The following is a 24,235-nucleotide window of genomic DNA, read 5'->3' on the forward strand; positions in this document are numbered from 1 at the left end:
TTGTATCTACCTATAGGAGAATCAGCCACCGATACGTTCTTTTACCGCAGCTGCAATAGGGCTGGCACCGTGCCCCTGGGACTCTGCCCAGGCACCCACTGTCATGCCATCTGCTTCAGGCTTTTTCAGTTTGGAAGATGGCAGGCGAGATACAATAAACTCTCCCGACTCGTTGGCACCGGAAACCATGGCGAAACGCACCAGGCTATGACCATCGCACTTAATGCCATCATAGACTTGCCGTAACTTCATCCGGCTTTCTTTCAGCTTTTTACGCAGCAGGTTTCTGTCGTCTGACTTCACATATTCGCAGATATTAGCCACCAACATATCGCTGGCGGCTGCCTCTTTGGCCATTCCCCCGGCCACCAACAGAGCTGCCACTGCCACAGGCAATATACGCATCTGATTCTCCTTGTTTCTTGTTATATAAATAAACCGGGCATGCCCGGCTTATTTGTCGTGTTAATTCACGGATAAATGCCGTGTACAGACACCCGCCTCCCATGACGATGCCACAACTGTACAGAGCTTTATCGGCGAATCGCGCCAAAAATTAACACTTTCTTATCAATTTTACAAAGCGATAGCCTAACCCTTTGTCACTGGTGCCTTTTCCCAGCTCTGTTTCATCCCACTCATTCGGGTTCCATTGGGGGAAATGAGTGTCGCCATCAACATCGAGCTCTATCTCAGTGAGATAGAGAATATCGGCCACGGGTAACAGCTCCCCATAAAGTTGTCCGCCCCCTATCACCATCAACTCATCGCATTGGCCTGCGGCCTGTTTCGCAGTCTCAAAGGAGGTCACACAGGTGACGCCTTCAATCTGCAGATCCGGATTGCGGCTGATAACGATATTCTGCCGTCCCGGTAAAGGACGCCCAATGGACTCAAACGTTTTACGACCCATCACCACAGGTTTACCCATGGTGACCGCCTTGAAGTGTTTCAGGTCGTCCGGTAGATGCCATGGCATCTGATTGTCTTTGCCGATAACACGGTTGTGAGCCATAGCGGCAATCATGGCTATCTTCATTTCAGTTCCTTGATGGGGGAAAGCGTGGGCGCAGGTTAGCAAATTCCCTCAGTTTTTTGCACCGCCAAAGTAAACAAAAAGGGCAATGTCAGTGACATTGCCCTTTAATACTCAAATGATTATCAACGTTCGTATACGACTTCAACGTCGTAATCATCATCGTCGAAATCATCGTCCCAGTCGTCATCATAGTCCTGGTTTGCATCTTCCATGCTGCACTGGTGGTAGTTATCCCACTTGAATTCAACGTCTGCATCCGGATCCTGATCTTCATCTTCAGGCGGCAGGCTCTTGATAAAGTCCATCAGCTTTTCTGACAGCTTTTGAGTGCCTTCACGGGCATAGGCAGACATGGTGTATACCTCACCTTCCCATCCCAGCTCAGCAACGATGCGGTCGACCTTTTCCTGAACTTCTTCTTCCAGCATCAGGTCAGTCTTGTTGAATACCAACCAACGCGGCTTACCAGCCAGCTTTGGAGAATACTTTTCAAGTTCACCCACGATAGCGCGTGCAGCTTCAACAGGATCACTGCCATCAATCGGTTCTATATCCAGAATGTGCAGCAGAATACGGCAACGCTCAAGGTGCTTGAGGAAGCGAATACCCAGACCGGCTCCATCAGCTGCGCCTTCGATCAGACCGGGAATATCGGCAATAACAAAGCTCTGACCTGGACGAGGGTTTACCACACCCAGGTTTGGAACCAGAGTGGTAAACGGATAATCAGCGACTTTTGGCTTGGCACGGGATACAGCACGGATAAAGGTAGACTTACCGGCATTCGGCATACCCAGCAGACCAACGTCAGCCAGCAGCATCAGCTCAAGGCGCAGGCTGCGTACTTCACCCGGGGTACCCAGGGTCTTCTGACGTGGAGCACGGTTGGTGCTGGACTTAAAGCGAGTGTTACCCAGACCGTGGAAACCACCTTTGGCAACCAGCAGCTTTTGACCATGGGTGGTCAGGTCGCCCAACACTTCCTCAGTCTCTTCATCGGTCGCACGGGTACCCACAGGCACTTTCAGCACCAGATCTACACCGCCTTTACCGGTACAGTCACGGCCGCGGCCATTTTCACCACGCTCAGCCATATGGAATCGTTCAAAACGATAATCGATCAGAGTGTTAAGGTTTTCATCGGCCTGCAGAAATACGTTACCGCCGTCACCACCGTCACCGCCATCTGGACCACCGTCCGGCACATACTTTTCGCGACGGAAACTGACACAACCACTGCCACCATCACCCGCTTCGACGCGGATCACTGCCTCATCGACAAACTTCATACTTACTCCTGGCGCCAAGAATTGTGGGAAATTATACCGCTGAACCCAAGCTACGCCAAACAATCACAGTCTGTACTCTACAATGGCAGAATACAGTAACCAGACAAAACAAAAGCCCCACCAATGGCGGGGCTTCAGGATTCGATTTAAGGTCGAAGATTAATCTTCGATGCTAACGAACTTACGGTTGTTAGGACCTTTAACTTCGAACTTAACTTTACCGTCAGTCAGAGCAAACAGAGTGTGGTCACGACCAACACCTACGTTTACACCTGCGTGGAACTTGGTGCCACGCTGACGAACGATAATGTTACCAGCCAGAACAGACTCACCGCCAAAGCGCTTAACACCAAGACGTTTGCTTTCTGAATCGCGGCCGTTACGAGTAGAACCGCCAGCTTTTTTGTGTGCCATGAGTTAGACTCCTAATTAAGCGTTGATAGCAGTGATTTTAACTTCGGTGAACCACTGACGGTGGCCCATCTTCTTTTCGTGGTGCTTACGACGGTTGAACTTCTGGATAGTTACTTTCTCGCCGCGACCATGGCTGATTACTTCGGCAACAACTTTGCCAGCTTCAACCAGTGGAGCACCAACTTTCACGTTTTCGCCATCAGCAACCAACAGAACCTGATCGAACTCGATGGTTTCACCGGTAGCTACTTCAATTTTTTCCAGACGCAGAGTGTGGCCTACAGACACACGGTGCTGCTTACCACCACTTTGAAAAACAGCGTACATAGCTATTTTACTCCAAACATTTGACGTACTGGCCAGCCGTACAGGCAGGGGGCAGTCGCCATAAAAACTTTATTGACAATGGGCGCGGAGTTTACGCGAAGAACGCACCTCAGGCAACCCTTTTTACTCAAAGATTAAAAAAAGATCGCATCCAGCAGCACAAAGCCTCAGCAGGTGCTGGCCTGGGGGATTAATTTCGGTAAAATCTGCGATATCATAGCACTTTCGCCGAAATTCGGGCAGCATTCCGTGGCCCTTCAGTAAACCAGAGTCTTTATATGGATTTAAATGCCATCCGCCAATTGGCGGACGCCGACATGCAAGCGGTCAATCAGCTGATCTACAAGCAACTCGAATCTGATGTTGCCCTTATTAATCAGTTGGGGTTCTACATTATTAATGGTGGCGGCAAGCGATTGCGCCCTCTGCTGACTGTACTGGCAGCCCGCGCTATCCAATATGAGGGCGAAGCTCATCTGAAGCTTGCTGCGATTGTGGAGTTCATTCACACAGCCTCCTTGCTGCACGACGATGTGGTTGACGAGTCCACCATGCGCCGCGGCCGTGAAACTGCCAACGCCATGTTTGGCAACAGCGCCAGCGTACTGGTAGGTGACTTCCTTTATACCCGTTCTTTCCAGATGATGACCGAACTGGAGAATATGAAGGTACTGACAGTACTGGCTGATGCCACCAACGTACTGGCAGAAGGGGAAGTACTGCAGTTGATGAACTGCAACGATCCCAATACTACAGAAGAAAGCTATATGCGGGTTATTTACTGCAAGACTGCCAAGCTTTTCGAAGCAGCCACCAAACTGGCTGCCGTGGTAGCCGGTGCTGAGAGCTCATGGGAAGCGGCGCTGGGTGAATACGGTAAGTATCTGGGCACAGCTTTCCAATTGACTGATGACCTGCTCGACTACACCGCCGATGCCGAAGAGCTGGGTAAGAATATTGGTGATGACCTTGCCGAAGGTAAACCAACCCTGCCGCTGATCTATGCGATTGCCCACGGTAATGATCAAGAGAAGGCGATGATTCGTAATGCCATCGAACAAGGTGATGGCACCAATGATATCGACGCTATTATCCATGCACTGAACCACTGTGGCGCGCTGGACTATACCCATCAGCGTGCGGTGGAAGAGTCTGATAAAGCTATCGCCGCCCTGGCTCCTTTGCCTGATACCGACTTCAAAAAGGCGCTTATCTCTCTGGCCAAGCTGGCTGTTGCCCGCAATCACTAATAGCCAAACTCCTGCAAAATGCCGCCATAGTGCGGCATTTTTCGTTATAAAGAATGGCTATCTATCTCAGCCACCACCTTCTCATGGCAATTGACAACTGATAAGCTCTCAAAAAGATAATTACAAAGTGGTAGGAGATTAAGTTGAAAGACTTACAAGCCAACCGCTCAGTCCATGGCTTTACACTGATTGAGCTTGTGGTGGTTATTATCATTCTGGGAATTTTAGCCGTCGCTGCAGCCCCCAAATTTATCAATCTGCAATCCGATGCTTTGGCCTCCACAGTCAAGGCTACCGGCGGCGCGTTTAAATCCGCAGTGAATCTCGCCCACGCGGGCTGGATAGCCAAAGGTGCCTCAGGCCCATTGGAAGACTTTCCTCTATACCACGATGCACCTGATCGCTCGGGTACCATAGATATCAACGCCAATGGCTGGCCTGCCCAACATTATCTGGGCCCTCAGGAACCCGATCCCAATCTGAATAATGTTGAAGATTGTGTCTCTGTCTGGCAAATACTGTTTGCCTATGGTGAGCCTACAGTTTCCCGGGCTGGCGTCGACCCGGATGCGGATTACAGGGCAAGCTATATCTCACCGGCTCAGTGCGACTATGTCCTCAGTGAAGATCCCGGCTACAAGATCTATTACAACGCCAACACAGGCCAGGTCACGACCACGATTCCCAACTGATTCAACAAAAACGCCGCATTCAAGATGCGGCGTTTTTTATGGGCAAGAGAAAAACAACTACACCTGCCAATCGATTAGAGACTCACCCCTGTCACTCAACAGCTGATTCACCCTGGAGAAGTGTCCGCAACCAAAGAATCCGCGATAAGCAGACAAAGGCGAAGGGTGAGGACCGGAAATCACATGATGCTGTGATGCAGTAATCACCTTCCCCTTCTTGATGGCATGACTGCCCCAAAGCACAAAGATAATTGGCTGAGTTTGTTCATTCAGCAATTTCATCACCTCCGTAGTAAAGATTTCCCAGCCCGATTTTGCATGGGAATGGGCCTTGCCCTGCTCAACCGTCAATACGGTATTAAGCATCAAAACCCCCTGCTTTGCCCAGGACTCCAGATAGCCATGGTCAGGAATAGTGAAACCAGGAATATCAGTCGCCAGCTCTTTATACATGTTGACCAGAGAAGGTGGCGTTTTTATTCCCGGTTTAACCGAAAAACAAAGGCCGTGGGCCTGCCCCGGACCGTGGTAAGGGTCCTGGCCAAGAATAACCACCTTCACCTTATCCAGAGGCGTTAATTCGAAAGCGCTGTAGACCTCCTCTGCAGGAGGAAAGACAGCTTTTCCTGATGCGCGCTCAGCATCAACAAAGGCTTGCAAGGCTTTAAAGTAATCCTGTGATTCCTGGGACTTAATAAAATCCGGCCAGCCGGCGGGCAAACTCATAACAACTTCCTGGGTAGTATAATTCGGCGACAAGATTAAAACCCCCGCCTGCCGGTGGCAAGCAGGAGGTGAGTTTTTACACAGACGTGATCAGTGTTCTGGAACGACTTTTTGCCACGTGCTATCTTGTCGCGCTTTTTCAAGAGATCAGGCCTTACTCAATGAAGAAAACCCATATTTACCGCCAAACTCACACCCGTGCACAGGGGTTTACCCTTATTGAACTGGTGGTAGTCATCATTATTCTTGGGATTTTGGCGGTTGTCGCGGCCCCTAAAATGCTCAACCTGCAGGATGATGCCAATATCGCCTCGGTTCAGGGCACGGCGGGCGCATTCAAGGCAGGGGTAAACCTAGCCAGAGCTGTCTATCTGGTTAAAGATGGCGATGGGGAAGCTGAAGATCTGCCTGTATTTATTGGTACCCAGAACAACAATCCTGCCTATCCCTATGAAAAACCCGGCCATCTGGACTTCAACAAATATGGCTGGCCGGTACAGAACTATATGTATGAAGACACCACTATCGTTCAGCTGGACAATGCTGCCGATTGCGTCTCTCTCTGGCATACACTGTTTGCCAACGAAGAGCCCACTGTCTCAGAGGCGGGACAGGATGAGGTGACAGACTATATCGCCCACTATACTCGCCAGACAGGTTCAACTGAGGCCAGTCAAGAGTGCCGCTATGACCTGCGCAGAGAGCCTAAGCTCTCTATCAGCTATAACGCCATTACCGGTCAGGTCAGCACAGACACAGATCTGAGCTCATAAATACTGAACTGTCAGAAGTACAGCGGGGTCTCGCTGCTGCGATACAAACGCTCAGGGCGATAACGCCAGACATGGTCAATGAGGTCTTCATTCATACAGGTACGCGGCGTACCACTCGCCGCTACTCTGCCCTGACTCAACACCACCAGCTCATCACAATACTGGCAGGCCTGATTCAAATCATGCAGCACGCTGACGATGGTGTACTCCTGCTCCCTTGCCAGCTCCTTCAGCAGCGACAACACCCTGTGCTGCTGTGCCAGATCCAGGGCTGAGGTAGGTTCATCCAACAAGAGCACCGGCGGCTGTTCACTTTGAGCCAGCTGCACCAAAACCCGGGCCAGATGCAGCCTTTGTTTTTCACCACCGGACAGCTCAGGGTAAAGGCTATCCCGTAGATGCATGATATCCAATCGCTCCAGCCAATGGGTAACCAGTGCATCTCCCTGCTGCTGGCTCAGAGTCAGCGGATAGAGACCCATGGCCACCACATCTTTAGCCTTAAACGCAAAACCCAGTCCGGAATGCTGGGGCAGTACCGCCAGCTCTCTGGCCAGCTTAACCTGAGACCAGTCGCTCAAGGGTTTGCCACGAAAACTTATACTGCCGATATCGGGCTTATGGTCCTGGCTCAGACATTTGAGCAAACTGGATTTACCCGCGCCATTGGGGCCTAACAGCGCGGTAAATTTCCCCTGTGTCAGCTCAAGATCGATATCAGACAATATCTGCTTACCGCCGCGACTCAGATTCAGGCCTGACAGAGATAATACGCTTTCCATAAGATTCTCCTCCCAAGCCGGCTTAAAACAGTCGCTGACGTTGCTTTAACAGCAAATAGATAAAGAAGGGTGCACCAAGCAGGGCTGTCAGCAAACCAACAGGAACTTCAGAAGGTGGCATCAGAGTCCGGGCACCCACATCAGCAATCAACAGCAATACCGCACCGAGCAAGGCGCTCAGGGGCAACAATAATCTGTGGTCCGGCCCCACCATCATGCGCACTATATGGGGCACCACCAGACCGATAAAGCCTATTATTCCGGTACCGGCAACCGCAATCCCAACGCCTAGAGCGCACAGAAAAATCATCCTGTATTTAAGTCGCTCCACATCCACCCCCAAATGCCTTGCTTCGGCTTCGCCAAGCAAGAGTGCATTCAAGGCTTTGGCACTGCGATGAAACTGCCATGAGATCACCACCAAAGCGGCCGCAGACAACCACACAAAATGCCATTTTGCCCCGGCAATAGAGCCCATCTGCCAAAGGCTTAAGTCCCTCAGCGCCATATCATTGGCGATATAGGTCAGTACCCCGATACCAGCGCCAAACAATGCCGCTACTGCAACACCGGCCAGCAACAGCATCACCACTGAGGTACCACTGCTGCTTGTCGCGACCCTGTATACCAGTAAGGTGGTTGCCAACCCTCCAAGGAAAGCACCTATGGCTACCGCGTATTCTGGCGCACCAGCAAACAACACAATAAAAATTGCTGCACCAAACGCTGCTCCCGCAGACACACCAATGATCCCGGGATCAGCCAGAGGGTTACGAAACAGGCCCTGCATGACAGCGCCGCACTGAGCGAGCGTTGCCCCCACACACAACGCCAACAAGGTTCTGGGTAATCGCACATTATTGATAATCAACTGCTCGTGAGGTGCCAGTGTGCCGGGATCCCATGCGGTGACCGTGTTCACCAAACCTATCACCAGTCCCTTCAGGCTGTTGATAAAGCCGATGGCTAAAGGGCCTGTACTGATGGACAGGCCACAGGTCAGCAGCAGCGCAAGTAACCCCAGATTTCGCAGCGAGGAATAGCTGTTAATTGAAGAATGAAACGACATAACTTCTCTTTCTGCATCTCTTTCTGCACTGAGGCAGCGTGATGGCGTTTGGTAACGGATTCAAGGTAACTGCGACATGGATTGACTCAGATCCTGAGCCGCAGCAATAGCCGATATCCCAAGCCCCCCCATCAGAGCTGTCCCGGGAATATGGAATACCCTGTCCTGTGCCATTGCAGGCAGGTGCTCAAGTAGAGGCAAAGCTTCCAGTACAGCGGCCTTTGGGTTGTTCGCTTGTTCAGGGTCGCGAAAGCTCACCAGTATCATGTCGGGTTCAAGAGCCAGGATGCCTTCCTCCGACAGCGTCTTATAACCGCCAAAATCGGCAGCATTTACACCACCTGCCAGCTCAATCACCATGTTCACCGCGGTGTCACTTCCACCTACGCGGGTCGCCCTGCCCGGCTGCACAAGTAGAAAAAGCATAGAGACCTGTTGGCCCTTCAACGCCTCTCTGGCGTTGGTAAGCTCATCCAATGACGCAGCCAAAGAAGTTTTCAGCACTTCTCCCCGGGAACCAGCACCAAGGAGATTAGCCAGCGTATCAACATTAGATAAAAGGCCTTCACCGTCCTGTGCATCAGGCAGAATCACCACCCTAACCCCTGCATCTTCAACCAGTTCAACAGCACTTTTAGGCCCGGTTACCGGGGTACCGATCAGAACCGACGGAGACTCCGCCAGCATGCCTTCAGCCGACAGTGCTCTGTGGTAACCCAGCTTTTTTGCCTTGCTGCCCTGAGGCAAAGCACTGCTGGAATCTACTGCCACCAATTCTTCAGCTTTATCCAAAGCCACAATTAACTCAGTTACCCCCGGACCTGCACTGATAATTCTTTGAGTATCTTCCGCCCATGTGGGCGAAGCTCCCAGGGCTAATGCCGCAACCAGTGCAGCGCTGAACTTAAGCGCGCCACACTTGAGTATGAGTTTGTCCAAGATACCTGTCCTTGTATGAGTCATTGTTTTCAGGGCTCCATTAAAATCTGAGTTTGGGAAATTGACTGGGCTTGCAGCAGAGCCAGCAATCGCATCAGGTGCTGCACGTCTGCCTGTTTGTCTGCGGCCACGATAAGAGTAGCGCTGGGATTGGATTTAACTCTTTCAAGCAATTGCTGCTCGAATACTTTGAAGTCATGCAGACGCTCACCATCCAGTGCCCAGTAGGGTGAATCCGTCATGACATTGATACTGATGCTGTCGGTCCGGGTAATCGTTTGAGTACTCTCACCACCGTGAGTTGGCACATCTACAGGTAACGCCTGCAGACGCACGTTGGCAGTCAGCATAAAGAACACCAACATAATGAAGATGATGTCTATCAGCGCAGTCATATCCACGCCGACATCAAGCTCCTGCTCAGCCTGAGGAAGATGGATCATCAGGCCACCTCCAACTTTGCAAACTCTTGGCGCTGTTGTGGCAGAGCACTGACACCATCGAGCCAAAGGTTAAGCTGGGTCAGACCATGAGCCAGTCGGGTACAGCGGGAACTGGACCAGATATCTACCAGCTTACTCCCCAGCAGTGCAGGCAGGGCGATAAGCAAGCCTGCAGCAGTGGTATTCATCGCCAATGCCAAACCAGCACTTAACATAGCGGGCGTTACGGGCCCCTGGGTTTGGCTGATACCATCAAACATCTGAATCAGCCCAAGCACAGTGCCCAACAGACCAATAAGTGGGCTGACTACACCGATCAGATGCAATAGCTTCAGGCCGGTTTTCTGTTTACTTTGGAGTTGCGCCAGCCAAAGTTGCGCCATCTCCTCTCTGTCAGCCCGGCAAAGCGCTTTGCCATCCAGCAGCAACCTGCACCCTCTGGCAAATACCCCCTTGGACTGCTTGAGTTGAGCGTCCAGCTCACCAAGTGACTTATCGTTAACCGGCTCAGCCAATCGTTGGCGAAACGCCACCAACCAGCGACGCTGAAACGCTGAAATCCCCCGAACCTCGTACCAAATAACGTACGCCACCCGCTCCAGCAGTATCATACCGCTGAGCACTGCTGCCGCCACCAGCGGCCAGGTCAGCGGCCCAAGTTGTTGCTCCAGATTACTGATAAGGTCCTGCATGCAATTTCCTGTTTTATTTATGCTGCTTAATTGAGGGCGAACCTGACGGGCACCCTGACGATAAATTGGTCGCCTTCATCTGACGGCGCAGCAAACTGCCAGTCCCGCACAGCGGTCAGTGCGGCGTCATCCAAAGCACCAAAACCGCTGCTTTCAACCATCTCAAGCGAGAGCTGCTCACCAAAGCGGTTAAACAGCACCTCAATCATCACTACGCCTTCCATACCTCTGCGTCTCGCCAATCTTGGGTAAGAGGGAGCTTTGGGACGTTTCATAAATTTGGGCTTATCCACCCACACGGGTGCACTGGGGGCTGATGCATGGGACTCGCTGGTTGTCGAATCAAGCTCCTCAACAGCATGCTCGACGTTCTCATCGGTTCTGGCTTGCTCTGTCCTGGGCTGTGCCAAAGGCTGGCTCTCAACAACTGGCGTGGGAACAGGTTTGACAGCAGGGCTTGTTGTCACTGTCGTTTGGGTTTCGGCTGTTGGCCTGCTTTCCTGCAGAGGCTTGGTCTCTGGTTGATGTTCTGGTTGATGTTTAGCTTTGGGCTTTTCTGTTTTCTCGCGTACTGGCTTTTTCGGTTCCGGAGAAGGTGAAGACAGGGGCTTAGCAAGACTGAGGGTCAGGGGGCCCTGATTGTGGGGCATCTCGAACGCCAGCGCTCTTTGGTCACTGACCTTAAGAGTTAACCCTCCGAATAACAGCAGAATGGCAGCAGGCAGTGAAACCAAGTATCGCCAAGAAACCACATCATCCCCCGTTAAAATCGCTTTGACTATTAAATCCCCGCCAGCATGAGTCCGCTTCAGCACCTGCCGAAGTCTTCCCTGAACAGCCAGCAAAACAATAAAAATTTACCTCATGAAAAAGTTATATGCAAATAATAATAATTATCGTTTGATCTATCATTTGGTATTGTGCAAGCATAATAATTATCAAAATAAGATGACCCAAGTCACTCAATGCGCAACCAAATTACCGGCAAGCCCGCCGTGATCATTGAGCTCTGATAAGGGTTTGTTTCACTTCACAATCAGGTAAAAAAGACAGTCATGGATAGTTTGAAGATGTCACCAACTCCATTGGCCACAGCGCTGCTGTTGGCTCTGGGCAGCACTTCAGTGTCAGCTCAGAATGATCCCTATGAATTGGAAGAAGTCCTGGTCAGTGCGACCCGGGTTGAAGAAGCTGCATCCCAAAGCAGTCGTTCCATCAGTGTTGTCGATGAAGAAGAACTGTCACTGACTCAACCTCAATCTGTACCTGAAGCCCTTTCCTCCAGCCCCAATATCACAACCACTAATGGCCCAAGAGTCAGCAGTCAGGGAGTGGAAATTCGAGGCCTGAGTGGTACCCGTGTCCTGCAAACCATTGATGGAGCACGCCAAAACACCACTTCTGGACACCGTGGCGTGTATTTTATGGATCCGGAAATGCTCCAGTCTGTGGAAGTTATTCGGGGACCGGCCAGCAGCCTTTGGGGCAGTGGTGCCATTGGTGGTGTGGTGGCTCAGGTAACCCGTGATGCCCGCGACTTTCTTGAGCCCGAAGATAACTTTGGCGGTTACCTGAAGCAGGGATTTGAATTTAACGGCGATCGCCAAAAGACCAGCGGTGCGGTTTATGGCCAGCAAAATCAGATAGATTGGCTGATTAACGCCAGTTACTTCGACAGCAACAATATCAAGACAGGTGATGACCTGACGCTGGAGAACAGTGGTGGCAACGGCACCAGTGGGATGTTCAAACTGGGCTGGCAGGAAAACGATAATCACCGCCTTGAGTTCAACGCCCGCCTCAATGAAATCCGGGAGCTGGTCCCCAGTAACCCGGCAACCAATGCAGGTAGATCTGTACCTCTGGTAAAGCGCAATACCAAAGACACCTATTTCGGACTGGATTACACGCTTAAAACAGATAATCCGCTACTGGATATGAATGCTCTGGTATACCTGAATGACTCCAGCTACAAGGAGGACAGAGTCACCAGAAATCAGAAAGATGACACTGAGTACCGCACTTTTGGCATCAGTGTGAAGAACACCTCTGAGTTTGACTTTATGTCCCTCACCTACGGTCTTGATGGTTACAAAGATGAGCTGGATACGGTACGTGATGACTCAGGTCAAGTCGGACAGCGTCCTGCCAACATCAATGCCGAGTCCACCGTATGGGGTGGCTTTGTTCAAGCCGGGATCCCTCTTGGGGAGTCCCTGTTGCTGACCCCGGCAGTACGTTACGACAGCTACGACAGTAAAAGCGAGCAGGTAAACCGTGATGTGGACGACAGTGAGTTCTCGCCATCTGTAGCACTGGTATGGGATACCACTGACTGGCTGACTCTGAGTGCCCGTTATGACCAGGCATTCCGTGCGCCGGGGATGGAAGAGATGTTCTCCACCGGCAGCCACTATTGCATTCCCCCGATTCCGGGATTCCTGCCTGGCGGCCTGTGCAACACCTTTAAACCCAATCCGGACTTGAAGAGTGAAACCGCCCGAAACAAAGAACTGAAAGCCTACTTATCCTTCGCTGACCTGGCCGGTGACGATGAGCTGAATATCAGCCTTAACCTGTTCCGCAACGACGTTGATGACTTCATTTTGCAGCAGGTAATCGATCCTCTGATAGGCGTTCCGGGTCTGGAGCAAACGACAACCTGGAACAATGTTCAGGATGCCCGTTTGCAAGGTTTCGAGCTGGTCACCAACTATCGAATCAAGCAAACCAGGGTGTCGTTGAGTTATGGCCAGACCGAAGGTAAAGACAAGGCAGATGACAGTTTCCTGGAAGGCATCCCGGCAGATAAATTTGTACTGGACCTGTCTCAGGGCTGGTTTGATGGCGACTTCAAAGCCGGGACCCGTCTGACCTATGTTGCTGAGCAGAAAGATGTCCCAGCTGATTTCACCGCCGCTGAACAATATGACAGCTACACCCTGTGGGACCTGTATCTGGCGTGGGAGCCAAGCAGTGGCGCGCTGACAGGCCTGCGTATTGATGCCGGCGTCGACAACATTACCGATGAGTACTATCAGCAGGCCTGGCAAACCCTGTATCAACAGGGCCGTAATATCAAGCTGAACGCCAGATACATGTTCTAGCAGGAATAGACAGATGAAAAATGAAATCCTTACCCGAATCCAAACCGCTATCTCTGAGTCACCTCAAAGCTCTCCGGCGCAACTGGCTAAATCATTGAATGTCAGCGAAGCGTGCGTGTTGATGGCGCTGGGTTCAGAGCAGGTCAACTGGATGGATAAAGCGCTGGCTCAGGAGTTGCTGGAGGAACTACCGGATTGGGGAGCCCTGACCACTATAGTGCAGCTTGCCGGCAACGTATTTGAGTTCAAAGGGGCGTTCCCCAAAGGCAAGCCCGGGCATGGCTACTACAACCTCTATACCAAAGGTGAAGGGCTGCATGGCCATCTGCTGCTTGAAAGCTATCAGCATATCGCTCTGGTCAGTCGCCCACTGCGGGGACGCATGAGCCACTGCATCTGTTTCTTTGATGCCGAAGGCAACACCATTTTTAAAGTGTATTTAGGTCGGGACAAGCAGGGAGAACTGCTTACCAATCAGGTCGAACGTTTCGAATTACTGAAACAACGCCTGGCTGAAACCGCCTGAAGAAGTGACATACTGGGAAACCGGAGAAAATCATGAGTGATCACCAGGCCGACAAGGCCCAGCGTCTGGCAGACAAATTGCTGCCTGAAATCAATGAGTTCAAGCACAGCCGTAAAACCCTGCAACTGGCAACCCGCAACTCTGAGGGGCAGCCCAACGCCAGCTACTCGCCCTATGCCCTGTCTGAGAACGGCTTTTATATTCTGGTGAGCGATCTCGCCCGCCATGGCCAGAACCTCAAGATGAGTGAGCAGGTATCCGTCATGTTGGTAGAGGATGAGTCTGAAGCCAAAACTGTGTTTGCCCGCAAACGTCTGACGTTTGACACCACAGCACAGCGACTTGAGCGAGACACCGACGCCTTCAAAGAGGGAGTGTTGGCATTGCAACAAAAGCATGGCGAGATGGTTACCAACCTGGCTGCCCTGGGCGACTTTAATCTCTATCGCTTGCGCCCCGAGCAGGGGCTCTATGTCAAAGGCTTTGGTCAGGCGTTTAAACTGTCTGGCGCTGAGCTGCTGGATGTCAGTTGGATGACTGATGGCCACCATGGCGAAGCCAAAGATCCTGAAGTGACAGAGAAAGTCTCTGCCTGACAAGCTCATATCAAAAACAAGGGCCTGCCAAGCAGGCCCTTTTTCATCCCTGAATTCCGGCACGGATGTGATAGAGTCTGGCATAAATCATTCAGCAGCCGCAGCAGAATAAGGAAGTTTCAGTGACAGATATTGCAGCGAGCACGTCAGGCCAATCGGCTCCATCAGACCCGGATAAGTCCCTCCCTAACCGCCCTAAAGGTGAAGTATACCGCTGGATTGTCGGGTTTCTTTCCCCCTATAAAGGAAGAGTGATAGCGGCTCTGTGCTTTCTGCTGCTCGGGTCACTGGCGTGGCTGGCTATCGGTCAGGGTGTCCGCTTGCTGATAGACCAGGGCTTTGGCGAAACCGGGGACAGCAATTTCAATCAGGTTATCCTTTGGCTGGCACTGATTGTCACTATCAGCTCTATCGCCATATTTGGGCGATTTTATCTGATGAGCTGGCTGGGCGAACGTGTCAGTGCCGATATCCGCCTGACCGTATACCGGGCGTTGCTGACCCTGTCCCCCTCTTTTTACGCCAAAGCCCGCACCGGCGAAGTGATCAGCCGCTTTACCTCAGATACCACCTTATTGGAGAACGTGGTGGGATCCAGTTTCTCTATGGCGCTACGCTCCAGTGTCATGGTGCTGGGCGGCTTGATTATGATGGCAATTACCAGCTGGAAACTGACGCTGCTGGTGTTGGTTGCTCTGCCAGTGGTGTTGGCTCCGGCCCTGGTTCTCGGTAAAAAGGTGCGGCAACTGGCCAAGCGCAGCCAGGATAAAATCGCCGATTTGGGCGCCTATGTTGATGAGAGCATCCACGAGATCCACACAGTTCAGTCCTATGGCCACGAAGCCAGGGATAATCAACACTTCACCGGACATGTTGAAGCCATTCTGGCCGCCGCCAAAGACAGAATCTTTTATCGTGCAGTGTTAATCAGCACCATTTTAAGCCTGTCATTTTTTGCCATTCTCGCCATCACCTGGGCAGGCGGTCTTGCAGTACTATCCGGCAGCATTACCGGCGGAGAGCTGTCAGCCTTTATGTTCTATGCGGTATTGGTAGCAGGTGCAGTGGGCACGATCAGCGAAGTATTCAGTGAAGTGCAGCGAGCCGCAGGTGCAAGTGAGCGACTGATGGAGCTGGCCCATAGCTGCAGCGATATTACCGAACCTGAATCCCCCATCGCCCTGCCTGACCAGGTTAACGGCAGAGTGCAGTTGAACAATCTCAGCTTTGGCTACCCTGGCCATGAGGAGACTGTGCTGCATAATCTCAGCTTCACCATCAATGCCGGTGAACGCGTCGCCCTGGTAGGTGCCAGCGGTGCCGGAAAAAGCACACTGTTTGCCCTGTTGCAGCGCTTCTATCCAACGCCTGAAGGGGCCATCACTCTGGATAATCTGGCGATAGATGCGTTGAGCCTGGACCAATTGCGGGCCCAGTTCGCCCTGGTCCCTCAGGAGTCAGTTATCTTCGCCACCAGCGTACTTGAGAATGTGCGTTATGGCAGACCGGATGCCACTCAGGACGAAGTGATAGCCGCTTGTGAAGCTGCCCGGGCTCATGAGTTCATTTGCGAATTCCCAGATGGATATGACACCTATCTGGGTGAACGCGGCGTGCGGCTGTCCGGCGGCCAAAAACAACGTATCGCCATTGCCAGAGCGATTCTGGCTGACAGACCTGTACTTTTGCTCGATGAAGCCACCAGTGCGTTGGATGCCCGCAGTGAAGTACTGGTTAAACAGGCTTTGGATACTTTGATGCAGGGCAAAACCACACTTGTGATTGCACATAGATTGGCGACTGTGGTCAATGCCGATCGTATTTTGGTGTTGGACAAGGGAAAACTGGTGGCCAGCGGGACTCATGAAGAGCTACTGGCATCCAGTGACCTGTATCGGGAGTTTGCCAAGCTGCAGCTGTTAACCCAAAAGGATACAGGCCAAACAATTTGACATGCGCAAAACCATATTTATATTATTTATCAACAACATTTAAACACAAGAATAACTATGAAGCGCTATTCAACGGGTTTTACCCTCATTGAACTTGTTGTCGTAATCATCATTCTTGGTGTACTGGCAGTGACTGCAGCACCTAAGTTTATCAACCTTCAGGATGACGCCAGAGTCGCAGCTCACCAGGGATTTACTGGCGCCCTGTCCTCATCAGTTAAACTGGCTCATGCCACATGGGAGGTACGCAAATCCAGCGCGGACCCGGCCACTGTTGGTAATGGTGGTTACCTTGATTACAACGGCGTGCGTATCGGTTTCTGGGGAGTGTCCGGTTATCCTGAATGTGAAAATGGTTGCACACTCAATGGCGGCATAGCCAATGCAGGAGGCTGTAATGGTGGTATACCTAAGTTATTGGATGACTCAGTGACCTTCCTGGACACCTACAATACAGCAGCTTTTCCACCTGCCGGAGGGGATTGCGTTTTTACCGATAAAGAAAACGAAAATCTGAAAATTCGATACAGTGCAGTTAATGGGAAAGTGAAATCTTGTACGGATACAACTTCATGCACTGCGCTGCTTTCAAGTAGTACCCCCGGTAACTTTTGAGCCCATTACCAGCCAATATCGACAGCTAACGACATCTACAGATAGCTGATGATAAACCGGAGGCAGAAGTGGACGCTTCCATCCAGTGCGAATGTTTTCTTAGACGTTAAGGCGACTTTTTAGCAACCACAGAATAGATATGCCACTGATGCGGCTTGCCATCAGGAGCCTCACCACTGGCTCGGTTTTCTTTAAAACTGACGATATTGAATTGTTCGAACCACTGCCGGATCTCAGCCTCGTCTGTCACCAATATATCCGGCCAATAAGCCTGTCTGTCAAAGTCGGCTCCAGCCATGGTGTCTTCAGCGCCAAGAAAGGATCCGACAAATACACCGCCCGGTGGCAAACATTGGCATATCTTTTCCCACACCTGAGCAAAATGTTCATGAGGACAGAAAAACAGACTGGCGTCTGCCACGACCAATGATGCGGATGGATAAACAAAGTCCTGAAACTCCGCAACCGATAATGAGACTCGGGTGTCGCCTGAGAATCTGGCGTTGCACCTGGCGATGGCCTCAGGCTCAATGTCAAAAGCACAAACCTGAAACCCCTGACTACGCAGAAAGTCGATATCACTGCCAGCGCCGCATCCACAATCTATGGCGATCTTTTCCCCTTCGACCAAACTCACCGCAAGGCGAAGCTCCCCTCGAACAGGCCGGTTCTCAGTGGCATCCAGATATTGCTGTATTTCAGACGAAGCCATAACTTTCTCCTATGTGCTAACCGCCGTACACGGTAATAAATTCGCACTGGTCGAATAGCTGAGGGTTCTGTTTATTGGACTCCAACCTAATGACATCAGCAGGGCGCAGCCCAAAAAAGGTATCTACTTCAATTGCCGTCAGGGTGAAGTCATAGTTGACGTGATTCAGGGTCACTGTGCCCTGTTCGCCCTTCATCACATAGGTGCCCTCCACCAGTATATCTTCCGGTTCAGCCACCACCTCAAGCACAACCCGGGTATCACTTAAGCGTTCAAGTGTCGCACGAATATCGCCGCACTCCCGGGTCTGCATCACCACAGGCAAACTGATCTGCTCTCTGGGCAAGTAAATGCCAAGGTGACCTGAGGAATAAAAATGATTGGACTGGCTGAAGTCTTTTACCTGGATATCTGCAAGCCCCTCTTCCCGCAAACTGTCTTTCACCAACTCAAGCAAATCACCACCGGTCAACAATGGATGGATCAGCAACTCAGCGGCGGCGATATTGTAGGGCAAAGGAGATTCCAGCAGCTGAACATCCAGCCCTTTGGTTTCCAGTCTTTGTATGACATCTTCAGCCAGTTCAAGGCTATCGCCGGGCTGCAGGTACACCACAGGTGCCGCACAGCCATTGAGCAACCCCAGAACAACCGGGATAAAGCAAAGCTTCATCAGCTCTTACCTGGCTGTAACCGAAATACGCTCCACTTCATCGGCAGGCGCTAACAGATAATCCAGTTGAACCTTACTGCCCGACGCGCCCTGGCTACTGGCCTCATATTGCCATTGCGCCAATGCCTCTGCTGCCGATTGGTCAAATACCCCCTCAGGCAATGATTTGAGCACCTTAATATTGTTAACCTTGCCCGCAGGCGTGATATCAAATGACAGCTGCACATAACCCTCCAGCTTATTTTCAACCGCCTTGGCTGGATAGGTGGGTTCAATGCGTACTTTCGGATAAGGGTGATCCCCCCGCTTGCTCTCACCGGCAATCAGTTGTTGGCTGCTGAAAAGTGCAACCAAGCCCATTGCCCCTACCAGTACCATAGCCACAACCAGACTTCTGCCCGCCATATTGTGATGTTTAAGCTGCATAATTCTCTCCTTGAGTGTGTGTTTGTTACCGCTTTGGGTAGCCAACATGGCCAGCGGTCTGGATTGAGCCTGAGCCAACAACAAACGGCCATAGGCAATGCGTTGATCTTTATTCATATTTCGGCAAACGCTGGCATCACAGGCGAGCTCCTGCTCCTGCCGGAATCTGCGGTATGCGAGATGACATATGGGGTTAAACCAGCAAAGGCTAAGCAGGCTCCAGGCCATCAGGTTGGCGGGAATATCCCGGCGGTGCCAGTGCACCAGTTCGTGCCTGATAATGCTTTGCTGCTCAAAAGCTGAGAGTGTCGGAAAGGTTCGTGGCAGCAGAAGCACAGGATTGCGCACACCCGCCAGCATGGCAGAGTCACTGTCCACCAGCCAGGCAGGCAAGGGACTGGAGATAAGCTCAATCGGCTGACCGTGAGCCAACAAGGCTCTGACCTTAAGCCATTGCAGCAAGGCTGTGGCCCACATCAACGCCGCCCCACCAAGCCAGATAAACAGCAGAGAAGGCCAAAACCAGGATGAGACATGCTCTTGAGAGGCAATCGCTTTGACACTGTAGTAGCTGATTTTGTCAGCTAGCAAAGAGCTTTCTGCGGCGGCAAACCAAGCAGGCCACAAGGTAACCAATAAACCGGTCAACAACTGCAATGGCACCAACCACCAGTAGAGATAAGCCAGATCAGCGCCGCCTTTGGCTCTTTGCTGACTGGAGACAAGCAACAGCACACAGATCAGGGTCAGGCCAATAAACTGAGCGCTCAGAAAAGCCATCATGCGTTGTTATCCTTCCACTCATCCAGCAATTTTTGCAGTTCGGCGGCATCTTCCGCCGTCAGGCTTTTATCTTTGGCAAAACCTGCCACCAGGGGAGCCAGCCTGCCGCTGAACAGCCTGTCGATAAAAGAGTGACTGGCCTGACGCTGATAACTTTCCTGCTCAAGCAGCGGGAAATAGCAGTAACCCCGCCCCTGCTTTTCAAACCCTATTGCCTGTTTTTTTACCAGGCGGCTAAGCAGTGTCTTGATGGTCTTTTCATGCCAGTCTTTGCCAGCATCCGTTTGCTGCAGCACCTCAACCGCTTGAGCAGAGGTTAATGTGCCCCGTTGCCACAGCAGGTTCAGCACCACCAGCTCTGCATTGCTTATTTCGTTCATCCTGTCCCTCATTCAGCTATTGGTCTGCAGCAACTCTTGTGCGCAAACAGACCTTTGCCTACAAACGTAATCCAAACTTAAAATTACATTTGTAGTCAGTGAGAACAAGGGGGCAGTTCAAAATTCATCCGAAAGGATGAGAAGTGGTAACTATGTCTAAAGATCAGCTGATGGTTCGGAGAGCAGGCTGTAGCGGACAAAACGGAAACTTGACGTAACAGCTCAATAATTAAGCGGCCTTCAATCTATTGTCTCAGCTGCATATAATGCGCTCAGATTGACAGCAGGGATAACGCAGTATGAAAGCAGTAACAGGGAAATTAGCCGCCTCCGCTCCGGCACTGGCAGGGGTGATTTTAATGACAGGGTGTAGCACTCCCCCCGCCAAAGAGGATCCTGTGGTAGAGCTGAGGGTACTGGAAACCTCAGATCTGCATATGAACCTGATGGACTTCGACTACTTCAAAGGTGTTGAAGACCCCACCATAGGCCTGGCCAGAGCAGCATCCCTTATCCATGCCGCCCGGGATGAAGCAGCAAACCATGTTCTGGTGGACAATGGCGATCTGTTACAGGGAAGCCCTATGGGCGACTACATGGCGTCACTCAGCCTGCAAGAGTGGCAGTTGCACCCGGCATACAAGGCGATGAACACCCTTAACTATGCCGTGGGAAATATAGGTAACCATGAGTTCAACTATGGCCTGGAGTTTCTCAGCCAGGCTGTCGCAGGCGCCAATTTCCCCTACATCAGTGCCAACGTCTATTGTGCTGTTGATAACTGCCTGCCCGGCATCAACAAAGACCAACCTCTGTTTGACCCCTGGCTGATAAAACCTACCCGGGTAGTGGATACTCAAGGCCAGACTCACACGCTTAATATCGGCTATATCGGCTTTGTGCCACCGCAGATCGAACAATGGGACAGAGCCCATTTGCACGGAAAGGTCTACGCGAAAGGCATAGTTGAGTCTGCCAATACCTATGTGCCGCTGATGAAACAAGCTGGTGCAGACATTATTGTTGCTATCCCCCACTCTGGTATTGGCTCTGCTGCCGCCCCTCACGACCCGGATGCTGAAAATGCCAGCTATGCCCTGACTCAGGTGAAAGGTATCGATGCCATTATGTTTGGTCACAGCCATGCCGTATTCCCCCATCCGGATTACAGCTCGCTGCCTAATACCGACATCAAAAAAGGCCTGCTCAACGGCGTGCCATCTGTGATGCCAGGTCGCTGGGGAGATAATTTGGGGATAGTTGACCTCACATTGACCCTGAGCAACGGCCAATGGCAGGTGATAGATTCGAGCGCCCAGGCTAAACCCATCTTCGACAGTGGAAAAAAGGCGCCATTAGTTACGGCAGATGCACATATTCATGGCAGTATTGCCCATGAGCATGAGGGCACCCTGGATTTTGTTGATGCCCCTATTGGTAAAGCCCGCGCTAATATGTACAGCTTTCTGTCACTGATCCAGGATGACCCTACAGTCCAGATAGTCGCCGACGCTCAAATAGCCAGAGTCAAACAGGCTATCGCCGACTTGCCGGACAATGAACGTCAGCATTATGAGGGGATACCGGTTGTATCAGCCGCCGCCCCATTCAAAGCCGGTGGACGCCATAAAACTCCTGCCGACGCGGCTCAATACGTTGAAGTTGATAGCGGTGAGCTGAAGTTCCGCCATGCTGCCGACCTCTACCTCTACCCCAATACCATGGTGGCGGTAAAAGTCTCAGGTGCAGAGCTGAAAGACTGGCTGGAGTGCAGTGCCAATCAATTCAATCAGATTGATCCACAAAGTACTTCACCTCAGTCATTGATTAACTGGACCCACCCCACCTTTAACTTCGATGTGATTGACGGCATCCAATACCGTATCGATATTACCCAACCCGCCAGATTTGACCGAAACTGCCAACTTGTAAACCCGAATGCCAGCCGCATAACATCCCTGAGTTATACCGATGACAAGGGGAATACACTCACAGGTGAAGCGTTCGCCGCGCAGTCCTTTATTGTGGCGACCAATAATTATCGCGCCTATGGCGGCCAGTTTGCCGGTACCGGCCCTGAATATGTAGTGATGGAACTGCCGGACACCAACCGTGAAGTGCTGGCGGCATATATCAAACAGCAAACCTCAACCCATGGCTCAGTAAACCCAAGTGCCGACCATAACTGGGGGCTGGTGAATATCAGCAATCCGAAGTTGAATGTGTTGGTGCAAACCCAAAGCAGTGATAAAGCCGACCGCTTTGTGGCCGAACAGCAAAAGCGTCCTATGGTAAAAACCGGTGTGGATGAGCTTGGGTTCGCTGTCTATCAACTGGATATGAGCCAGGAAAACCCCTGGTCCCCAATAAAGCCAAAAGTAAAAAGCCCGACGGTCGGTAATCGCCATCGGGCTTCATTTTCAGTTCAAGGGGATCGGGCTAATGAGCTCCTGCTCCAGCCTCTTCAGCACAGTGTTCACAGGAGTTAGCCTCGGCAGCATGCTCTTTGCTGCGCAGGTCTACCAGCATATAGGTCCAACTGCCCAGCAAAAACACCAGTGAAGCTGTCAGGCCATCCACTTCACCCACACCATAAAGCACCCCCAGAATGGCGGCAAACAGTACCCCGATAATGGTCCAGGTGTTCAGGCAAATCAGATTTTTCTTCATGGCGACTCCTTACTGTGTTTCTGTGAATACACAGTACCCCGATCAGCCTGTACAAAAACTGAACCACCAACCAGTTAAATCAGACAGTTAGAAAAATACTCAAACTTAACTGGTCACCACACAGTTACGACCGGCCTTTTTAGCCTTGTAAAGCAACTCATCAGCCACCTTCATCACTTCCTGAGGGGTCTTGCCGTCTTGATAATCTGCCACGCCAATACTGATGGTGACGTTGACAGTTTTTACTTTGGATTTGGTGCCCCTGCGCTGCTTACCTTTCTGATCATCCTTGTCCCTGTCTTCATCCCGAATCGCCAATGGATAGTCAGCCACCGCCTCACGAAACTCGTTCAGGTGATCCTCACTGGCTCTGGCATCCTGCCCCTTAAACAGCATGGTAAATTCTTCACCGCCATAGCGATAAACCCTGGCTTTACCCGCATAGTCCTGCATCAACTTACCCATCAGCCGCAGCACGTCATCGCCCATCTTATGGCCATAGGTGTCGTTAAACTTCTTAAAATGATCTACGTCCATCATCGCCAGCGCATAGTGGCGGCCCAAATGCTTCATCTCATTTTCAAGCGCCCTGCGTCCGGGTATTTGGGTCAGAGAATCGATAAAAGCCAACTCATGGCTACGGTAGATAAGATTGATAATCAGCAGAACACCGCATAGAGAAAAAGCCAGTGAAGAGATCATCGACTCCTGAAAATAGACCAGGGTCAGCTCAGTGGCTATCAGACACGTGAGTGCGGCCATATCGGCCCCGGTATTGCGATAACTCATCACCAGCGCAGCGCCACAGATGGCCACCAGCCCCAGCAGCAACAGCAGTATCGGTAGAGGGGTTAGTTCTCCCGGCGTCATCAAATAGGTTTCCCGCCATGACAGCAACTGCTCTGGCTGGATAGTGCCTGTCAGCCAGTAACCAGCCACCAACTGCAGGCCGATAAACAGCAGAAAACCAAATCCACCGGGCGACAATAGTCTGCGCGCAGGCCAAGCCAAAACCAGCAGCAGGTTCAGCGGCATCATCAGCGCCAATAACTGATAGGCGAAGCGGGTATTGGCTTCCGGCAGAGGCTGCTGCAACCTTAATTGGATAATGGCATAAGCAAGCAGCATCAACACCGCCAGAAAACCGGTTCTGAGTTGATTGAACAACTGGCTAAGCAGCAGCACAGTGCCAAGCAGCAAATAGGGAAATAACAGCACCAGCTCGGGATAGGGAGCCGTGACCGCTCTGAGTGGATTCAGAGTGACAATCAGGATTATTGCAGCCATCAGCTGCAGTAAAATGCGGCCTCCAGCCGACTTTATCAGTCCAGTTAGATTCATAGCCCCTTACAACAGAAAA

26 protein-coding genes and 1 pseudogene are annotated in these 24,235 nt (G+C 51.5%); 9 read left to right on the plus strand and 18 right to left on the minus strand.

The features are described from left to right. Nucleotides 1-21: 21 nt before the first annotated feature. The 5 genes from L2725_RS08385 to rplU form a co-directional block, all read right to left on the minus strand. Nucleotides 22-405 (minus strand): DUF3718 domain-containing protein, encoded by a 384-nt coding sequence (locus tag L2725_RS08385; RefSeq protein ID WP_248935400.1) that lies wholly within the window; start codon nt 403-405, stop codon nt 22-24. A 151-nt stretch (nt 406-556) separates the two neighbouring features. Continuing rightward, nucleotides 557-1,039, minus strand: a complete 483-nt coding sequence (gene folA, locus L2725_RS08390) for a type 3 dihydrofolate reductase (protein ID WP_249248516.1) — start codon at nt 1,037-1,039, stop codon at nt 557-559. A 122-nt stretch (nt 1,040-1,161) separates the two neighbouring features. Next, nucleotides 1,162-2,328 carry an Obg family GTPase CgtA gene (gene cgtA / locus L2725_RS08395; RefSeq protein ID WP_249248517.1) on the minus strand — a complete coding sequence of 389 codons (1,167 nt, stop codon included), beginning with the start codon at nt 2,326-2,328 and terminating at the stop codon, nt 1,162-1,164. A 159-nt stretch (nt 2,329-2,487) separates the two neighbouring features. After that, complete coding sequence (gene rpmA, locus L2725_RS08400) at nt 2,488-2,742, minus strand: 50S ribosomal protein L27 (RefSeq protein ID WP_115136184.1); 255 nt, start codon at nt 2,740-2,742, stop codon at nt 2,488-2,490. 15 nt (nt 2,743-2,757) lie between these two features. Beyond that, nucleotides 2,758-3,069: a 50S ribosomal protein L21 gene (gene rplU / locus L2725_RS08405; protein WP_115136185.1), complete on the minus strand. Its 312-nt coding sequence runs from the start codon at nt 3,067-3,069 to the stop codon at nt 2,758-2,760. Nucleotides 3,070-3,347: 278 nt separating this feature from the next. Here rplU and ispB point away from each other — a divergent pair, with 278 nt between their 5' ends. Continuing rightward, nucleotides 3,348-4,319 (plus strand): octaprenyl diphosphate synthase, encoded by a 972-nt coding sequence (gene ispB, locus L2725_RS08410; RefSeq protein WP_249248518.1) that lies wholly within the window; start codon nt 3,348-3,350, stop codon nt 4,317-4,319. Nucleotides 4,320-4,456: 137 nt separating this feature from the next. Continuing rightward, a complete protein-coding gene (locus L2725_RS08415) occupies nt 4,457-5,011 on the plus strand; it encodes a type II secretion system protein (protein WP_428985279.1) in 555 nt (184 codons plus the stop codon). A 57-nt stretch (nt 5,012-5,068) separates the two neighbouring features. Here the strand turns inward: L2725_RS08415 and ung are convergent, their stop codons facing one another. Continuing rightward, nucleotides 5,069-5,737, minus strand: a complete 669-nt coding sequence (gene ung / locus L2725_RS08420) for a uracil-DNA glycosylase (protein ID WP_249248520.1) — start codon at nt 5,735-5,737, stop codon at nt 5,069-5,071. 161 nt (nt 5,738-5,898) lie between these two features. On the opposite strand from ung, the gene L2725_RS08425 reads away from it, so the two are divergent. Continuing rightward, nucleotides 5,899-6,510: a pilus assembly FimT family protein gene (locus L2725_RS08425; protein ID WP_249248521.1), complete on the plus strand. Its 612-nt coding sequence runs from the start codon at nt 5,899-5,901 to the stop codon at nt 6,508-6,510. A gap of 11 nt (nt 6,511-6,521) precedes the next feature. On the opposite strand, the gene L2725_RS08430 is transcribed toward L2725_RS08425, so the two are convergent. The 6 genes from L2725_RS08430 to L2725_RS08455 are packed head-to-tail and all read right to left on the minus strand — an operon-like array spanning nt 6,522 to nt 11,187. Next, nucleotides 6,522-7,292 (minus strand): heme ABC transporter ATP-binding protein, encoded by a 771-nt coding sequence (locus L2725_RS08430; protein WP_249248522.1) that lies wholly within the window; start codon nt 7,290-7,292, stop codon nt 6,522-6,524. 22 nt (nt 7,293-7,314) lie between these two features. After that, a complete protein-coding gene (locus L2725_RS08435; RefSeq protein ID WP_249248523.1) occupies nt 7,315-8,361 on the minus strand; it encodes a FecCD family ABC transporter permease in 1,047 nt (348 codons plus the stop codon). Nucleotides 8,362-8,421: 60 nt separating this feature from the next. Then, on the minus strand, nt 8,422-9,300 hold the full coding sequence (locus L2725_RS08440; RefSeq protein WP_249248524.1) for a heme/hemin ABC transporter substrate-binding protein: 879 nt from the start codon (nt 9,298-9,300) through the stop codon (nt 8,422-8,424). Between the two features lie 29 nt (nt 9,301-9,329). Next, the gene (locus L2725_RS08445; protein ID WP_248935408.1) at nt 9,330-9,743 is read right to left on the minus strand and encodes an ExbD/TolR family protein; all 414 of its coding nucleotides are present in this window, start codon (nt 9,741-9,743) and stop codon (nt 9,330-9,332) included. Beyond that, nucleotides 9,743-10,435: a MotA/TolQ/ExbB proton channel family protein gene (locus tag L2725_RS08450; protein ID WP_249248526.1), complete on the minus strand. Its 693-nt coding sequence runs from the start codon at nt 10,433-10,435 to the stop codon at nt 9,743-9,745. The genes L2725_RS08445 and L2725_RS08450 overlap by 1 nt, the downstream gene beginning before the upstream one ends. A 26-nt stretch (nt 10,436-10,461) precedes the next feature. Beyond that, nucleotides 10,462-11,187, minus strand: a complete 726-nt coding sequence (locus L2725_RS08455; RefSeq protein ID WP_249248527.1) for a TonB family protein — start codon at nt 11,185-11,187, stop codon at nt 10,462-10,464. A 318-nt stretch (nt 11,188-11,505) separates the two neighbouring features. On the opposite strand from L2725_RS08455, the gene L2725_RS08460 reads away from it, so the two are divergent. From L2725_RS08460 to L2725_RS23210, 5 genes are all read left to right on the plus strand, one after another. Then, nucleotides 11,506-13,542: a TonB-dependent hemoglobin/transferrin/lactoferrin family receptor gene (locus L2725_RS08460; protein ID WP_249248529.1), complete on the plus strand. Its 2,037-nt coding sequence runs from the start codon at nt 11,506-11,508 to the stop codon at nt 13,540-13,542. A gap of 13 nt (nt 13,543-13,555) precedes the next feature. Continuing rightward, the gene (hutX, locus tag L2725_RS08465) at nt 13,556-14,068 is read left to right on the plus strand and encodes a heme utilization cystosolic carrier protein HutX (RefSeq protein ID WP_249248530.1); all 513 of its coding nucleotides are present in this window, start codon (nt 13,556-13,558) and stop codon (nt 14,066-14,068) included. A gap of 32 nt (nt 14,069-14,100) precedes the next feature. Further along, a complete protein-coding gene (gene hutZ, locus L2725_RS08470; protein WP_249248531.1) occupies nt 14,101-14,664 on the plus strand; it encodes a heme utilization protein HutZ in 564 nt (187 codons plus the stop codon). 122 nt (nt 14,665-14,786) lie between these two features. Beyond that, nucleotides 14,787-16,616, plus strand: coding sequence for an ABC transporter transmembrane domain-containing protein (locus L2725_RS08475; RefSeq protein ID WP_428985277.1), 1,830 nt, complete (start codon nt 14,787-14,789; stop codon nt 16,614-16,616). 57 nt (nt 16,617-16,673) lie between these two features. Beyond that, nucleotides 16,674-17,231, plus strand: a complete 558-nt coding sequence (locus L2725_RS23210) for a type II secretion system protein (protein ID WP_283164230.1) — start codon at nt 16,674-16,676, stop codon at nt 17,229-17,231. Nucleotides 17,232-17,337: 106 nt separating this feature from the next. On the opposite strand, the gene L2725_RS08485 is transcribed toward L2725_RS23210, so the two are convergent. The 4 genes from L2725_RS08485 to L2725_RS08500 are packed head-to-tail and all read right to left on the minus strand — an operon-like array spanning nt 17,338 to nt 20,205. After that, nucleotides 17,338-17,943 carry a class I SAM-dependent methyltransferase gene (locus L2725_RS08485; protein ID WP_249248532.1) on the minus strand — a complete coding sequence of 202 codons (606 nt, stop codon included), beginning with the start codon at nt 17,941-17,943 and terminating at the stop codon, nt 17,338-17,340. Between the two features lie 16 nt (nt 17,944-17,959). Beyond that, on the minus strand, nt 17,960-18,616 hold the full coding sequence (locus tag L2725_RS08490) for a hypothetical protein (RefSeq protein ID WP_249248533.1): 657 nt from the start codon (nt 18,614-18,616) through the stop codon (nt 17,960-17,962). Nucleotides 18,617-18,622: 6 nt separating this feature from the next. After that, nucleotides 18,623-19,825: a M56 family metallopeptidase gene (locus L2725_RS08495; RefSeq protein ID WP_249248534.1), complete on the minus strand. Its 1,203-nt coding sequence runs from the start codon at nt 19,823-19,825 to the stop codon at nt 18,623-18,625. Continuing rightward, on the minus strand, nt 19,822-20,205 hold the full coding sequence (locus tag L2725_RS08500; protein WP_249248535.1) for a BlaI/MecI/CopY family transcriptional regulator: 384 nt from the start codon (nt 20,203-20,205) through the stop codon (nt 19,822-19,824). The genes L2725_RS08495 and L2725_RS08500 overlap by 4 nt, the downstream gene beginning before the upstream one ends. 299 nt (nt 20,206-20,504) lie before the next feature. Here L2725_RS08500 and L2725_RS08505 point away from each other — a divergent pair. Continuing rightward, nucleotides 20,505-22,556: pseudogene (locus L2725_RS08505) on the plus strand (bifunctional 2',3'-cyclic-nucleotide 2'-phosphodiesterase/3'-nucleotidase); the annotation flags it as partial. An 88-nt stretch (nt 22,557-22,644) separates the two neighbouring features. Here L2725_RS08505 and L2725_RS08510 read toward each other — a convergent pair. Both L2725_RS08510 and L2725_RS08515 read right to left on the minus strand, forming a co-directional pair. Then, entirely contained in the window at nt 22,645-22,875 is a 231-nt protein-coding gene (locus L2725_RS08510) for a hypothetical protein (protein WP_249248536.1), read from the minus strand. Nucleotides 22,876-22,980: 105 nt separating this feature from the next. Beyond that, nucleotides 22,981-24,216, minus strand: coding sequence for a GGDEF domain-containing protein (locus L2725_RS08515; protein ID WP_249248537.1), 1,236 nt, complete (start codon nt 24,214-24,216; stop codon nt 22,981-22,983). Nucleotides 24,217-24,235 lie beyond the last annotated feature (19 nt).

The sequence above is a fragment of the Shewanella corallii genome, assembly GCF_023349125.1.
In the GTDB taxonomy this organism is placed as follows: domain Bacteria; phylum Pseudomonadota; class Gammaproteobacteria; order Enterobacterales; family Shewanellaceae; genus Shewanella; species Shewanella corallii.